This window comes from Rhizorhabdus sp. GW822-FHT03C02, from assembly GCF_058801765.1.
In genome coordinates, this window is sequence record NZ_JBXANN010000008.1 from 184,784 (window position 1) to 199,317 (window position 14,534).

Below are 14,534 nucleotides of genomic sequence, written 5' to 3' on the forward strand. Positions count from 1 at the left end.
CTTTGCCCGCCGCGCCCGCCCGGTTACAGCATCGTGCATGTTTCGATGAAGGATCCTGCCCGATGAAGCGCGTCACGCTGTTCCTGGCCTCGGCCGCCATATTGTCGGCGGCGACCGCGCCCACCATCGCCCGCGCCGCCGACAACCCGTTCGCCGCGCGCAGCACATTGCCGTTCGAGGCGCCGCCGTTCGACCGGATCACCGACGCCGATTATCAGCCCGGCTTCGACCAGGGCATGGCGCAGCAGATCGCCGAGATCCGCGCGATCGCCGACAGCAAGGCGGCGCCGAGCTTCGACAATGTCATCGTCGCGATGGAGCGGTCGGGGGCGATGCTGCGCCGGGTGTCGGCGGCGTTCGGCGCGGTCAACCAGGCCGACACCAACCCGGCGCGCCAGGCGGTGCAGAAGGCGATGGCGCCGGAGCTCGCCGCGCACAACGACGCGATCTATCTCGATCCGGCGCTGTTCGCGCGGGTGCATGCGCTCTACGAAAAGCGCGCGACGCTCCATCTCGATGCCGAACAGGCGCAGCTGCTCAAGATCGTCCACCAGCGTTTCATCCGCGCCGGCGCGCAGCTCTCCGACGCCGACAAGGTGACGTTGCGCGACCTCAACCGCCAGCTGTCGACGCTGCAGACCGCGTTCGTCCAGAAGCTGCTCGCGGGCACCAAGGCCGGCGGGCTGGTGGTCGACGATCCCAAACAGCTCGACGGATTGGGCGAGGCCGGGATCGCCGCGGCGGCCGAGGCGGCGAAGGCGCGCGGGCTCGCCGGCAAATGGGTGGTGCCGCTGCAGAACACCACCCAGCAGCCGGCGCTGCAGTCGCTCGCCGACCGGGCGGTGCGCGAGCGATTGTTCGACCTGAGCTGGACGCGCAGCGAGAAGGGCGACGCCAACGACACCCGCGACACCGCGGCGACGATCGCCCAGCTGCGCGCGCAGAAGGCCAGGCTGCTCGGCTATCCCGACTGGGCCTCCTATGTGCTCGAGGACCAGATGGCGCGCACCCCGGCGACCGCCGAGGCGTTCATGGCCAAGCTGATCCCGGCGACCGCCGCACAGCAGCGCCGCGAGGCCGGCGAGATCGACGCAGCGATCAAGGCGCAAGGCGGCGATTTCACGGTCAAGCCGTGGGACTGGGACCGCTATGCCGAGCAGGTCCGCAAGGCGCGGTTCGACCTCGACGAGAAGGAGGTCAAACCCTATTTCGAGATCAACACGGTGCTGGAAAAGGGCGTGTTCTTCGCCGCGCACCAGCTGTACGGGATCAGCTTCAAGGAACGCCACGACATCCCGGTCTACAACCCCGACGTGCGGGTGTTCGAGGTGTTCGACCGCGACGGCAAGCATCTCGGCCTGTTCTATTGCGACTATTACAAGCGCGACAACAAGCAGGGCGGCGCCTGGAACAGCAGCTTCGTCAGCCAGTCGAAGCTGCTCGGCACCACCCCGGTGATCTACAACGTCGCCAACCTGCCCAAACCAGCGCCGGGCCAGCCCGCCTTGATCAGCTTCGACGACGTCACCACCATGTTCCACGAATTCGGCCATGCGCTGCACGGGCTGTTCTCGCAGATCGGCTATCCGTCGCTGGGCGCGTCGGCGCGCGATTTCGTCGAGTTCCCGTCGCAGTTCAACGAGCATTGGGCGCTCGATCCGGCGGTGTTCGCCAATTATGCGGTCCATTACCAGACCCACGCGCCGATGCCCGCCCCCCTGGTCGCCAAGATCAAGCAGGCGGCCAAGTTCAACCAGGGCTATGCGCTGGGCGAGCTGATCGCCGCCGCCGAACTCGACATGCAATGGCATGCGCTGCCGCCGACCGCGCCCAAGCAGGATGTCGATGCATTCGAGACCGCCGCGCTCAAGAAGATGGGACTCGAGACCGGCCTCGTGCCGCCGCGGTATCGCACCAGCTATTTCCAGCATATCTGGTCGGGCGGCTATGCCGCCGGCTATTATGGCTATCTGTGGACCCAGATGCTCGAGAACGACGCCTTCGCCTGGTTCGAAAGCCATGGCGGCCTGACCCGTGCGAACGGCGACCGCTTCCGCGACCTCGTCCTGTCGCGCGGCCACAGCCAGGACTATGACGTGATGTTCCGTGCCTTTTACGGCAAGGATCCCGACATCGACCCGATGCTGCGCGACCGGGGGCTGTTGCCGGCGGGGAAGTGAGGGGCGGAGGCGGACAGATGCGTCGGTCCGGATCGCTCGCAGGACGAGCACCGTCTGATTTGTCATGACAATGTCGGGCAATTCTTGTATGGGGGTTGCGGAGACTGATCATGACCCGTCCGGCGCCCCGCACTGAAAAGCTCGACCTACGGCTCACGCCGACCGCCAAGCAGATTCTGCAGATGGCGGCGGTCGCGAGTTCGCGTTCGGTCAGCGAGTTCGTGATCGAAAGTGCGTTGGCGCGCGCCGCGGAAACGCTGCCCGACCGGACGCGCTTCGATCTGGATGCCGCACAATGGCAGGCCTTTCAGGACGCGCTCGATGCGCCCGCCAAATCCATCCCCGCGCTGCGCAAGCTGCTCGCCGAACCGAGCGTTTTCGAACAATCCCCGGCCAAATGAGCGAAGCGGCCGCGCTGCGGATCGAAAAACTCGACCGCACGCATGCCGTCGAAGACTTTGATTGCGGCAAGGACGCGCTCAATCGCTTTCTCATTCGCCACGCGCTGCAGAGCCAACAATCCGGTGCCAGCAACAGCTATCTGGCGCTTCACGACGATCGCGTGGTCGGCTTCTACAGCCTCACAGTGGGCGAGGTCGCCCATGCCGATGCCGCCGACCGGTTGACCAAAGGCATGGCGCGCCATCCGGTGCCGGTCATGCTGCTGGCCCGGCTGGCGGTCGCGACCGACTATCAGGGAAAGCGCCTGGGCGCGGGGCTGCTCAAGGATGCGATGCTGCGAACGCTCCAGGCCGCCGATCTCGCCGGAATTCGTGCGCTCGTCGTTCACGCCAAGGATGATGCGGCACGGGACTTCTACCTGAAGCATGGTTTCGAACCGTCACCGACCGATGCCTATCATCTTCATAGTCTCTTGAAGGACATCCGGCGCTCCATCGGTTGAACGCAGCACGGCCTCAGCGGCAGATCGCCTGCAGTTCCGCGCCATAAGCGTGCCGCGGCGGCAGCGTCAGCCCCCTCGCCTTCATCCGCGCCTCGGGCGGCTGCGGCGCCGCCCCGGCCTTCGGGTCCCTATAGCCGCGATAATAAGGGTCGCGCTGCGCCTGTTCGAGCGAGACGAAGGCGAAGCCGTGGCGGCGATAGAGGTCGATCAACCGCGGCAGCATCACCGCGTCGAGCGAGCCGACATGCATCAGCAGGACATAGGGAATGTCGCGGCCTTCGAGCGTGCGGAACAGCGTTCGGCTGTAATAGATGTCCTCGGCAGCGGCGGCGAGGTAGCTCGCCTCGAGCCAGGCGATCGCCGCCTGGTCGCCCTTGGCGACGCAGCGCGCATAGGGCTCGTTCCACATATAGTCGCCGAAGCTCATCGTCACGCCGGCGATGCGGTAGCGATGGTCGCTCAGATATGAACGGATCGCGCCGGTCTTTTCGAGCGTGTCGCCCTCGGACAGGAAAGGGTAGCGGAACCAGTGCCAGTCCTGGTTCGCCATCCGGCCGGCAATGCCCGCCTCGTTCCTGGCGATATCGGCTGCATAGGCCGTAGCGTCGTGGGTCGCGAGGTTGAGGTGCGACCAGCCATGGTTGCCGAGCGGGAAACCGGCGGCGCGCCAATGGTCGAGCATCGTTCCCGATCCGGGTTCCTGTTGCTCGCGCACCCCGTTGACGAAGCCATAAGGCGGCGGCAGCCCGGCCGCCCTGGTCGCGGCGATGATGCGATCGCCGATCGCGACCCGGCTGTCGCCCGGCGCCAGCGGGCCGTGGACCGGCAGATCGTCCCAGGTGAAGGTGATTTCGAGCCCTTTCGCCGGCAGGGCGGCAGGCATAAGCGCCGTGCAGGCGGCCGCGACGAGGGCGATGGGGGCGATGGGGGCGAAGCGCTTCATCTCATGGCAACGGTCGAAATGACTGACTCTCTTTTCCGTTCGTGTCGAGCGTAGTCGAGCGTGGGTCGCGCAGCGACCCACGCTCCACCACCGCCGCGTGTCTCGACTACGCTCGACACGAACGGATTAAAGTTCAAGACCGTTGATCTCACAGCGCATAGCGGCGATTGGCGGCGACCATAAGCCGGCGCGCCGGCCGGCCCGCGAGCGTCAACACGACATGCTGCGGCCGGGTGTCGATCCCGACCAGCGCGACCGGCTTGCCCGCCTTGTCGGTGACCAGCCGCGCGGCGCCGCCCGCGATCCGGCCGACCGGCCGGCCGGCGAGGGTCAGGTCGACGCCGTCGCCGGCATAGGCCATCGCCGCCTCGCGGCGGTCGTCGGTGGTCAGCGCCAGCCGGGCGTCGCGGGCGGCGCCATGGCCGGGGCGGGCATTCCAGTGGAGCTCGTCGGCCTCTTCGCCCACCCCGATCAGCCGCCATGTATAGTCGACCATCACCAGCGCCGCCGGCGAATAGCCGGGCTGATCGGCCTGGGTGAATTCCCCGCTCAAGGGGTCGATCTGCTGGCGCATCGTCGGGTCGGCCTGGATCGCCGCGCACCAGCGCTCCATCATCACCGCGAATTCGGCCGAGCGGCCATAATGGTCGAACCAGCGCCCGGCGCGCAGCGCGGTCAGCGCCTGCGCCGCCCCGCCCCAGCTGTTGGCCGGGATCGGCCGCACGAACAGCGGATCGTCGAGCGCGATCGACGGCAGCGGAAAGGCCGACCAGAAGGCCTTGGGATCGTGGATCTGGCGGGTCCATAGTTCGTCGAACAGCGCCTGGTCGGGGACATGCTCGCCGCACACCCGGCTGAGGATGTCGCCGCGCACCCGCACGAAATCGCCCTGCGCGTCGAGATCGTAGAAGGCGGCGTCGGCGGCGACGTAGAGCTTCGCGAGGATCGCCCGGCGGAGGGTCTCGGCGCGTTCGGTCCAGCGATCGGCCTCGTCGCGCCGGCCGAGCGCGGTCGCCATCGCCGCCAGCGCACGCCGCGCGCCGTAGATCGTCGCCGACAGATCAGGGCACAGGCGCGGCAGCGCGGCGATGTCGTGGTGGCGCCGCGCGTCCTTGTTGGGGCACTGGTTGGGCAGCCCGGCCCAGCGCGGGCTGTTGTCATGGCCGGTGTCGTAGGTGCAGAAGCCCTCGACCAGCCCGGTGCCGCGGGTGTTGCGGTAGCGCATCAGCCAGCCGTCCCACGCCGAGCAGCCACGATAGGCGGCCTCGAGCAGTTCGGCGTCGCCGGTCGCGCGGGCGAGTTCCCAGGCGGTCGCGGCGATCGGCACCACCATCTGGATCTGGCCGAAGCTGGTCTCAGTGATCTTGTTGTTGGCGGGCAGCTGGCCGTCGGCGCGCTGCAGCTCGAAGAAGGCCATATGGCTGTTGCGGGCGACGTCGGGGCGGAACCTGCGATAGACCAGCGCCTCGTGCGGCCCGCATTCCTGCCAGATCCCCTGATAGACCGATCCCTCGATCAACACCGGCGCGCTGACATAGGGCATGGTCTGGACGTTGCGCGCGAGCACGGCGAGCGCCTTGTCATAGGCGGATTGCCAGCGGGCGTTGGCGGTGGTGAAGCGGGGGGCGTGGGGGGTGAGCGCCGGTTCGGTAGCGGCGGCGCGGCCGAGCCCGGCCAGGGTCGCGGCGCTCGCGGCGAGGAAGGATCGACGGTCCATCGCTAGAGCCGGAGGGCTTCAAACTTTAAGCCCCTCCCCTTCAGGGGAGGGGTTTGGGGGTGGGGCGCGACTAAAGCGGCTCGATGCCGCTGAAGTCGCTTCTGGTTCCAGCGCGGACGCTCGCTACGCTCGCGCCCCACCCCAACCCCTCCCCTGAAGGGGAGGGGCTTATGTTGTACGAAGCGGCCTGACATCTCCACGCTCATCCCCCCGCCTTATCCGCGACCGGCTCGACATGCACCCAGTCGACATCGACCGAGCCGCCCTGCCCGCCACGGTGGAAGCTGAACAAAGCCGGCCGCGATCCCTTCCACCAGGAGAAGCGCGCCAGTTTGATCGGATCGCCGAACGGCACGAAGCTGCGGCCCCGTTCGAGGCTGTAGCTGTAGCGGACCATCTGGTCGCGCCCGACCTCGGCGCGCAGGTCGACGATATTGGAAGCGAGCGCGGCGCCCGGGGTTTCGACCCCGGCCGCGGCGAGCATGATCCGCCGCGCGCCCGCTTCGCCGGCGACGCCGATCCAGCTCGGCCCGACCCCGAACAGCGACAGGCCGGCGCGCTGGCCGTCGGCGAGCCGGGCGACGTCGATCCGCGCGGTGATCCGGCTCGCCGGACCCTGCAGGATCTGGGTGAGGGTGTTGCGCGCGGTGACCAGATGCTCGGCAGGCGACGAGCCCAGCCGCAGGAAGCCCCGCCGCGCGGTCAGGCTCCAGAGGCGGTCGTCGGGATTGTGATTCCATTCCCATTGCGGGCCGAGCCGGGTCGCCGAAAATTCGTCCGAGGCCTGCAACGTCCAGGGTCGGCGCTGGCGCGGCAGGTCGGGCATGGCATGGGTCGCCACCGGCTGGCCGGCCTGGTCGTCGCCGGCGATCGGTTCGCCGATCAGCGGCCAGTCGTCGACCCATGTCAGCGGTTCGAGATAGGTGATCCGGCCGAAGGCGCCGGTGCTGTTGAAGTGGACGAACCAGCCCTGCCCCGACGGCGTCTCGACCCAGCCGCCCTGGTGCGGACCTTCGAGCCTGGTGCCGCCCTGGCGCAGCACCACCCGCGCTTCATAGGGGCCGCGGATATTGCGGGCGCGCAGCGCGACCTGCGCGCCTTTCTCGACCCCGCCGAACGGGGCGAGGATATAGTAGAAGCCGTTGCGCTTGTAGAGTTTCGGGCCTTCGAGGATCGGCAGCTTCGCCTTGTCCTCGACGATCACCTCGCCCGTGTCGAGAACCCGCCGGCCGTCGGCGCTCATCCGGTGGAGGATCAGCGGCCCGGCGCCGTGGCGCGAATGGACCAGCCAGGCCTGGCCGTCATCATCCCAGAACGGACAGGGATCCTCCAATTTGGGCTGGTCGATGACCTTGACCGGCGCGCTCCATACCCCCTCGGGATGGCGCGCGGTCGCCATGAAGATGCCTTCGTCGGGGGTCGCCCAATAGACGTAGAACAGCCCGGCATGGAAGCGGATCGACGGCGCCCACACCCCGCCGGCATAGCGGGTGCCGCCGATCGGTTTCGAGACCTTGTCGGTGAGCACATGCGGCCCCGGCATGTCATATTCGGGCGCGAAGGGGAGTTTTGGCAGGACATGACCGGCGATCCGCCAATGGACGAGATCGCGCGAGTGGAGGATCGGGATGCCGGGGGAGAAGTGGAAGCTCGACGCGACCAGATAATAATCGTCGCCGGCGCGGATGATGTCGGGGTCCGAATAATCGGCGAACAGGATCGGGTTGCTGTAGGTCGGTGCCGGCGTCTGGCTCGCGCCCGCAACCGCGGCGATCGCGCACCCCGCGGCGATCGTCAGGGCGAGGGCGCGCAACATCGTCATACCGCCAGCAGATTGCCATAGCCGATGATCAAAGTCGCCAGCAGCAGCACCCCGATCCCGGCAAACACCATCGCCCGCACCCGGCGGTGCGCGCCCTTCCATTCGTGGAAGGCGAAGCCCCACAGGGTCCCGAAGATGATCACCGACGCCATGTGCACCGTCCAGGACGAGAAGCCGAAGCGCCCCATCTGGCTCTCGCCCATCGAATAGAAGAAGAACTGGAAATACCAGGCCGCCCCCGCCAGCGCGCACAAGGCGAAATTGGCGGCGAGCGGGATCTTCGCGGTTTCACCCGCCCCCGTTTCCCCAGGTGTCGTCCGGCCGAACCATTGGGCGGCGGAACCTGCCCGGACGATCAGCCAGGCGCACCAGATCGCGTTGGTGACCAGCCCGCCGAACATCACCAGGCAGAGCACCGGCAGACCCGCCCACAGCGGATCGGTGCCCGCGGCCTGCGACAGCGCGTTGATCGGCTCGCCCGCGGCGAGCCCGAAGGCGAAGCAGGACGACATGATCCCGGAGAAGATCGCGACCAGCACCCCCTTGCGGAAATCGAACTCGGCGATCGTCTCGGCCTTCTGTTCGGCCGACAGCGCGGCGTCCTTGCGGGCGCCGGCGAAGGCCACGATCAATATGCCGAACAGGGTGACGACCAGCCCGAGCAGGACGAAATTGCCGCTCGGGGTGTCGAGCAGCTTGGCGGCGAACTCGCCCGCGAAGATCGGCGGGATCAGCGTTCCGAAGACGGTGCACAGCCCGAGCACCACCGCCATCCCCAGCGACAGGCCGAGATAGCGCATCGTCAGCCCATAGGTCAGCCCGCCGAAGCCCCACAGCATCCCGAAGATCACCGGCCAGACCAGCACCGGGGTCGGCGCCGCCTGCAGCACCCCGATCAGGTCGTGGGTGCGAAGCGATGCGAACAGCCAGGGCGCGATCAGCCAGGAGACCACGCCCCCGGTCAGCCAGTAGATCTCCCAGGACCAGCCGCGCACCCGGCGATAGGGGACGTAGAAACTCGCCGAGGCGAGCCCGCCGATCCAGTGGAAGAGGACGCCGAGCAGCGGATTCGCGGTCACGACGTTTCTCCCAGATCGAGGTTGAGGCGGTAGACGCGGTTGGCGTTCCCCCCGAACAGCGCGCGCTGCTCATCATCGCTGAAATCGGCGATCGCGTCGGCCTGCGCGCCGACGATGGCGTCGAAGCTCGCGAACAGCCGGTCGGTCGGGAAGTCGCTCGCGACCATCGCCCGGTCGGTGCCGAACAGGTCGATCGTCTCGAGGATGCGACCGCGCACCACCTCGGCGCTCCACGGGCGATAGACGAAGCCCATCCCCGACAGCTTGACATGGACATGGGGCAAGGCGGCGAGCGCCGTCATGCCCGCGCGCCACAGGGCGGTGCCGTCGGGGGTGAGATCGACCCCCATCCCGGCATGATTGACGATCACCGGCACATCGGGATGGCGCGCGATCAGCCGGGCGAGGCCGGCAAATTGCGACGGATAGGCCTGGAGGTCGAACGACAGGCCATATTTGCCGAGCAGCGCGAAGCCGCGCGCCCAAGCGGCGTCGCCGGTGATGTCGCGCGGGGTGTAGGTGCGGTTCGGATCGGCATGCCAGTTGACGATCTGGCGGATGCCGCGGACATGCGGGCGCGCGGCATGGGCGGCGAGCAGCGCCTCGACATCGGGATCGTCGAGCGCGGCGAAGGCGACGATCGCATCTGGCAGACCGTCGGATGCCGCCAGCCCTTCGAGCCAGTCGGTCTCGGCGAGCGCCTGCGACGCATCGGCGCCGGCATCGACGTGGACGACGCCCGCGACATTCCAGTTCGCGGCCTCGGCGCGATAGTCGGCAGGCCCGAAATCGGTCGCGATCGGCGCGACGCATCCGTTCGGGCCGCTGTCGGTGAAGGGCGGGGTCAGCCAGGCATAATCGAGATGGCCGAGATCCCAGAAATGGACATGGGCATCGACGAAGGGCAGCGCGTTCATGGCATCCTCTCAGGCTCGCTCCGGCTGTTACCGGCGGCGGTGCGCGTGGCGCGGGATCAGGGCACAGGATCAGAAGGTCGTGCGGCCTCCCGAGGTGTCGAAGGTCGAGGCGGTGGTGAAGCTGCACTCCTCCGACGCCATGAAGCAGATCATCGCCGCGCTCTCGTCGACCTCGCCGAGCCGACCCATCGGGATTTTCGAGCGCATATAATCGACCTGGCTTTCGGGGAGCTGGTCGAGGATCGGGCTTTCGAAGGTCGCCGGGGTCAGGGCATTGGCGATGATTCCCCTGGTCGCCAGTTCCTTGCCGAGCGACTTGGTGAGGCCGATCACCCCCGCCTTCGACGCCGAATAGGCCGAGGCGTTGGGATTGCCCTCCTTGCCCGCGACCGAGGCGACGTTGACGATCCGGCCATAGCCCCGGTCGATCATGAACGGCACCACCGCGCGGCAGCAGAAGAACAGCCCGTTGAGGTTGATGCCGATCACGTGTTCCCAGCTCGCGATCGGATAGTCGTGGAGCGGCGCGGTGGCGCCGGTGATCCCGGCCGAGCAGATAAGGATGTCGATCTGGCCGAGCGCGGCGGCGCTGTCCTGCGCCGCCTGCGCCACCGCCGCGCTGTCCGAGATGTCGACCGCGACGACATGCTGCGCGCCGACCTCGGCCTTGGCGGCGTCGAGCGCATCGGCGTTGAGATCCCAGAGCGACACCGTCCCGCCTTCGGCGACGATCCGCGCGGCGACCTTCTTGCCGAGGCCCGACGCGCCGCCGGTGATCACCGCGGCGCGCCCGGCGAAGCGGCCGGCGAAGACGCTCATCCGAGCACCTCGTCGCCGAGGTTGCGCCAGGCGACGACATTCTGGCGCTGGGTGCCGAGCCCGGCGATCGACAGCTCCATCACGTCGCCGGCCTTCAGGTAGATCGCCTCGGGCTTCTTGCCCTCGCCCACCCCCGGCGGGGTGCCGGTGATGATCAGGTCGCCCGGATAGAGCGTCACATAGCGGCTGAGATAGGCGATGATCTGCCGGATCGTGAAGATCATCGTGCGGCTGTTGCCGGTCTGCATCCGCACCCCGTTGACGTCGAGATGCATGTCGAAATCCTGCGGATCGGCGATCTCGTCGGCGGTCACCAGCCAGGGGCCGACCGGGCAGAAGGTGTCGTGGCCCTTGCCCTTGCTCCACTGGCTGCCGCGCTGCTTCTGGTTGAAACGCTCGGAGACGTCGTTGGCGAGGACATAGCCGGCGACATGATCGAGCGCGGCGTCTTCCTCGACATAGCGCGCGGTCTTGCCGATGATCACCCCGAGTTCGACCTCCCAGTCACCATGGGTGGCGTCCCTGGGCAGCATCACCTCGTCATAGGGGCCGGTCAGGCTCGACAGCGCCTTCATGAACATCACCGGCTCGGTCGGGATCGGCAGGTTCGATTCGATCGCATGGTCCTCATAGTTGAGGCCGATCGCGACGATCTTGCCGATGCCCTTGACCGGCACGCCGTAACGGGCGTCGGCGTCGACCAGCGGCAGGCTCGCCGGATCGACGCCGCCAAGCTTCGCCAGCGCGGCGGCCGAGAGCTGGTCGGCGGTGAGGTCGGCGACGATGCCCGACAGGTCGCGGATGCGGCCGTCGGCGTCGACGATCCCGGGCTTTTCCTGGCCGCGCGGGCCGAAACGACAGAGTTTCATGGTGTCCTCATTTTCTCCCCTCCCTTCAAGGGAGGGGTTAGGGGGTGGGTCGCGACCGAGGCGGCTCGATGCCGCTGAGGGCGCTTTGGGTTCTGGCGTGGACGCTCGCTTCGCTCGCGACCCACCCCAACCCCTCCCTTGAAAGGGAGGGGCTAGAATTAAGAAGATCGGTTCCGACCACCATCAATGCGTGTACGGCCGGTTGAGCGCGATCTCGCGGTTGAGCTCGACGCCGAAGCCGGGCTTGTCGAGCGCCGAAGCCTTGATCCGGCCGTCGACTGGCACCGGCTCGCCGAGCAGCTGCGGCGCGAACATCGGCACCACCTCGCTCGGTTCGGGGTGCATCATCAGGAATTCGGCGAACGGCGAATTGTGGCGGGTGATGACGAAATGATAGCTGTAGACCGACGAGCCATGCGGCACGACCATCTTGCCGCGGGCATCGGCGAGCGCCGAGATCTTGAGCAGTTCGGTGATCCCGCCGCACCAGCCGACATCGGGCTGGATGATGTCGCAACACTCCATCTCGAGCAGCATGCGGAAGCCCCAGCGGGTCGCCTCATGTTCGCCGGTGGTGACGAGCAGCCCCTTCGGCACGTTGCGCCGAAGGTCGGCATAGCCCCAATAATCGTCGGGGCTGAGCGCCTCCTCGATCCATTTGAGCCCGCATTCGTCCCAGGCGCGGGTCGCGAGCCGGGTGGCGTAATCGAGGTCGAGCGCCATCCAGCAATCGAGCATCAGCCAGAAATCCTCGCCGACCCGGCTGCGCATCTCGGCGAGTTCGGCGATATTCCTGTGGAGCCCCTCGATCCCCTCGGCGGGGCCATGGTGAAGCGGCAGCTTGCCGCCGATGAACCCCATCTGTTTCGCGAGATCGGGGCGCGCGCCGGTCGCGTAGAACTGGAGTTCGTCGCGGACCGCGCCGCCGAGCAGCGCATGGACCGGCTCCTGGCGGAGCTTGCCGAGCAGATCCCACAGCGCCAGGTCGACCCCGGAGATCGCGTTCACCACCAGCCCCTTGCGGCCATAATATTGGGTCGAGAAGTACATCTGGTCCCAGATCTTCTCATATTCGGCGGGGTTTCGGCCTTCGAGGAAACGCGCGAGATGGCGCTCGACGATGAACGCCGCAGGTTCACCGCCCGTCGTCACCGCGAAGCCGATCGTGCCGTCGTCGGCCTCGATCTCGACCACCAAAGTGCCGAGCACGTTGATCCCGAAGCTCTGCCGCGACTGGCGATATTCGGGATAGCGCGCCATCGGGGTCGCGATATGGTCGTCGATCCAGTGGCCGGCCGCCTGGTCATGATAGTCGGCGCCGCCGCCGCGCACGGTGAAGGCGCGGACATGCTTGATGCGGGGCAGGCTCATGCAGGCCACGCGCCGAAAAAGCCGCGCAGGCTATCCCAGCATTTGGTATCACGTCCCGAAGGAAACCGGACAGCCTGTCCAGAGCCGAGGTTCACGTCGATCATCCTCTCGCAATTTGCGCTGCCAACGTTTTGCGCTTGCCAAAGTCCCATATTATGAGAAAGCATGTTATTAAATGAGAAACAACACGTCAAACGATGATTTGGACGCCGGCACCGGCGCGAAGGCGCAGGCGGGCAGCCAGACGCTGCTGCGCGGGCTCGACGTGATCGAGGCGGTCGCCGACGGCCCGCTGCCGCTCGCCGCGCTGGCCGCGCGGCTGGGGCTCACCCGTTCGACAGCGCACCGGCTGGCGGCGGCGCTGATCGACCGCCGCTATCTGAGCTTCACCCCGCGCCTGGGCTATCAGTTCGGCCCCAAGCTGCTCGAACTCGGCTTCCTCGCGCAGCGCCAGACCGACATCGTCCAGGTCGCGCGCCCGCATATCGAGGCGCTCGCCACCTCGACCGAAGACACCGTCCATATGGGCATCACCGAGCAGACCCATGCGCTCTATCTCGACAAGATCCCCGGCCGCCGCCGGGTCGAGATCAGCAGCCGGATCGGCGAGCGCCATCCGCTGACCTCGACCGGACTCGGCAAGGCGCTGCTGCTCGACGAGACGCCGGCGCGCTGGCGCGAACTGTTCGACCAGGACCAGGCCGAAGGCGCGCCGCCGGCCGACTATGCGGTCTGGGAAGGCCGGATGCAGGACTATGTCGCGGGCGGTTACGCCTTCGACCTCCAGGAGAATGAGGACCTGATCCGCTGCGTCGCCGCCCCGATCCGCGATGTCCGCGGCAAGATCGTCGGCGCGATCAGCGTGTCGAGCGCCGCGCAATATATGGACGACGCCCGCATGGCCGCGCTGACCGCCGAGGTTCGCGGCACCGCGCAGGCGATCAGCGGGGATCTGGGCTGGTCGGGGAAGGATTGAGGGGGCTGGTGGGAACTCCTCCCCTCATCGTCATTCCGGCGGAGGCCGGAATCTCGTGCGGATAGCGCGCTCGCTCATCTCCTGAGATCCCGGCCTCCGCCGGGATGACGGGGGTTTGGAGGGGACGAACGAAGGTAGAAGAAAGCGGAAGAAGGAGAAGACGGCGTGGGATTGATCGAGGGCAAGACCATGCTCGTCACCGGCGGCGCGGCCGGGATCGGCCGGGCGACCGCGATCGCGGCGGCCCGCCATGGCGCCGATGTCGCGATCAACTATCTGGTCGAGGACGGCAGCGCGCAAAGCTGCGTCGCCGCGATCGAGGCGCTCGGACGGCGGGCGATCGCGGTGCAGGGCGACGTCGCCGATCCGGCGAGCGCCGCGGCGTTCGTCGATGCCGCGCGCGCGGCGCTGGGCGGGGTCGACATCTTCGTCAGCAATGCCGGGATCTGCCCGTTCCACAGCTTCCTCGACATGCCGGCCGAGACCTTCGAACGGACGATGAAGGTCAATCTCCACGGCGCCTATTATATGGTCCAGGCGGCGGCCAATGCGATGGTCGCGCAGGGCCGCGGCGGCGCGATCGTCGCGGTGTCGTCGATCTCGGCGCTGGTCGGCGGCGAATATCAGACCCATTACACCCCGACCAAGGCGGGAGTGCATTCGCTGATGCAGTCGGCGGCGATCGCGCTCGGCCGCCACGGCATCCGCTGCAATTCGGTGCTGCCCGGCACGATCCTGACCGACATCAACAAGGACGATCTCGCCGACACCGCCAAGCGCGAGGCGATGGCGGCGCGGGTGCCGCTCGGCCGGCTCGGCGAACCCGACGACCTGGCCGGGCCGATCATCTTCCTCGCCTCCGACCTTGCCCGCTATGTCACCGGCGCCGCGCTGCTGGTCGACGGCGGCATGTTCGTCAACCTGCAATGAAGATGGA

Annotated in this window: 13 protein-coding genes; 5 read left to right on the top strand and 8 right to left on the bottom strand. The window is 67.6% G+C overall.

Going from position 1 to position 14,534, the window contains the following annotated elements; genetic code table 11:
* The first annotated feature begins 62 nt into the window (after positions 1-62).
* The 3 genes from AC1RM6_RS19900 (at position 63) to AC1RM6_RS19910 (ending at position 3,084) form a co-directional block, all read left to right on the top strand.
* Positions 63-2,180, top strand: coding sequence for a M3 family metallopeptidase (locus AC1RM6_RS19900; protein ID WP_493104411.1), 2,118 nt, complete (start codon positions 63-65; stop codon positions 2,178-2,180).
* 110 nt (positions 2,181-2,290) lie between these two features.
* Positions 2,291-2,581: a type II toxin-antitoxin system TacA family antitoxin gene (locus AC1RM6_RS19905; RefSeq protein WP_493104413.1), complete on the top strand. Its 291-nt coding sequence runs from the start codon at positions 2,291-2,293 to the stop codon at positions 2,579-2,581.
* On the top strand, positions 2,578-3,084 hold the full coding sequence (locus AC1RM6_RS19910) for a GNAT family N-acetyltransferase (protein ID WP_493104415.1): 507 nt from the start codon (positions 2,578-2,580) through the stop codon (positions 3,082-3,084). The genes AC1RM6_RS19905 and AC1RM6_RS19910 overlap by 4 nt, the downstream gene beginning before the upstream one ends.
* 13 nt (positions 3,085-3,097) lie before the next feature.
* Here AC1RM6_RS19910 and AC1RM6_RS19915 read toward each other — a convergent pair whose 3' ends face one another.
* From AC1RM6_RS19915 to rhmD, 8 genes are all read right to left on the bottom strand, one after another.
* Positions 3,098-3,967, bottom strand: coding sequence for a polysaccharide deacetylase family protein (locus tag AC1RM6_RS19915; protein ID WP_493104417.1), 870 nt, complete (start codon positions 3,965-3,967; stop codon positions 3,098-3,100).
* A 208-nt stretch (positions 3,968-4,175) separates the two neighbouring features.
* Positions 4,176-5,744, bottom strand: coding sequence for an MGH1-like glycoside hydrolase domain-containing protein (locus AC1RM6_RS19920; protein WP_493104419.1), 1,569 nt, complete (start codon positions 5,742-5,744; stop codon positions 4,176-4,178).
* Between the two features lie 202 nt (positions 5,745-5,946).
* Complete coding sequence (locus AC1RM6_RS19925) at positions 5,947-7,560, bottom strand: glycoside hydrolase family 43 protein (protein ID WP_493104421.1); 1,614 nt, start codon at positions 7,558-7,560, stop codon at positions 5,947-5,949.
* Between the two features lie 2 nt (positions 7,561-7,562).
* Complete coding sequence (gene rhaT / locus AC1RM6_RS19930; protein ID WP_493104422.1) at positions 7,563-8,645, bottom strand: L-rhamnose/proton symporter RhaT; 1,083 nt, start codon at positions 8,643-8,645, stop codon at positions 7,563-7,565.
* On the bottom strand, positions 8,642-9,562 hold the full coding sequence (locus AC1RM6_RS19935) for an amidohydrolase family protein (RefSeq protein ID WP_493104423.1): 921 nt from the start codon (positions 9,560-9,562) through the stop codon (positions 8,642-8,644). Before AC1RM6_RS19935 ends, rhaT begins: the two co-directional genes overlap by 4 nt.
* Positions 9,563-9,631: 69 nt before the next feature.
* Positions 9,632-10,381 (bottom strand): SDR family NAD(P)-dependent oxidoreductase, encoded by a 750-nt coding sequence (locus AC1RM6_RS19940; protein WP_493104425.1) that lies wholly within the window; start codon positions 10,379-10,381, stop codon positions 9,632-9,634.
* Complete coding sequence (locus tag AC1RM6_RS19945) at positions 10,378-11,250, bottom strand: 2,4-didehydro-3-deoxy-L-rhamnonate hydrolase (protein ID WP_493104427.1); 873 nt, start codon at positions 11,248-11,250, stop codon at positions 10,378-10,380. The genes AC1RM6_RS19940 and AC1RM6_RS19945 overlap by 4 nt, the downstream gene beginning before the upstream one ends.
* A gap of 183 nt (positions 11,251-11,433) precedes the next feature.
* Complete coding sequence (gene rhmD, locus AC1RM6_RS19950; protein ID WP_493104429.1) at positions 11,434-12,621, bottom strand: L-rhamnonate dehydratase; 1,188 nt, start codon at positions 12,619-12,621, stop codon at positions 11,434-11,436.
* Between the two features lie 175 nt (positions 12,622-12,796).
* On the opposite strand from rhmD, the gene AC1RM6_RS19955 reads away from it, so the two are divergent.
* Positions 12,797-13,597, top strand: coding sequence for an IclR family transcriptional regulator (locus tag AC1RM6_RS19955; RefSeq protein WP_493104431.1), 801 nt, complete (start codon positions 12,797-12,799; stop codon positions 13,595-13,597).
* Between the two features lie 165 nt (positions 13,598-13,762).
* A complete protein-coding gene (lra1, locus tag AC1RM6_RS19960) occupies positions 13,763-14,527 on the top strand; it encodes an L-rhamnose 1-dehydrogenase Lra1 (protein ID WP_493104433.1) in 765 nt (254 codons plus the stop codon).
* Positions 14,528-14,534: the final 7 nt, after the last annotated feature.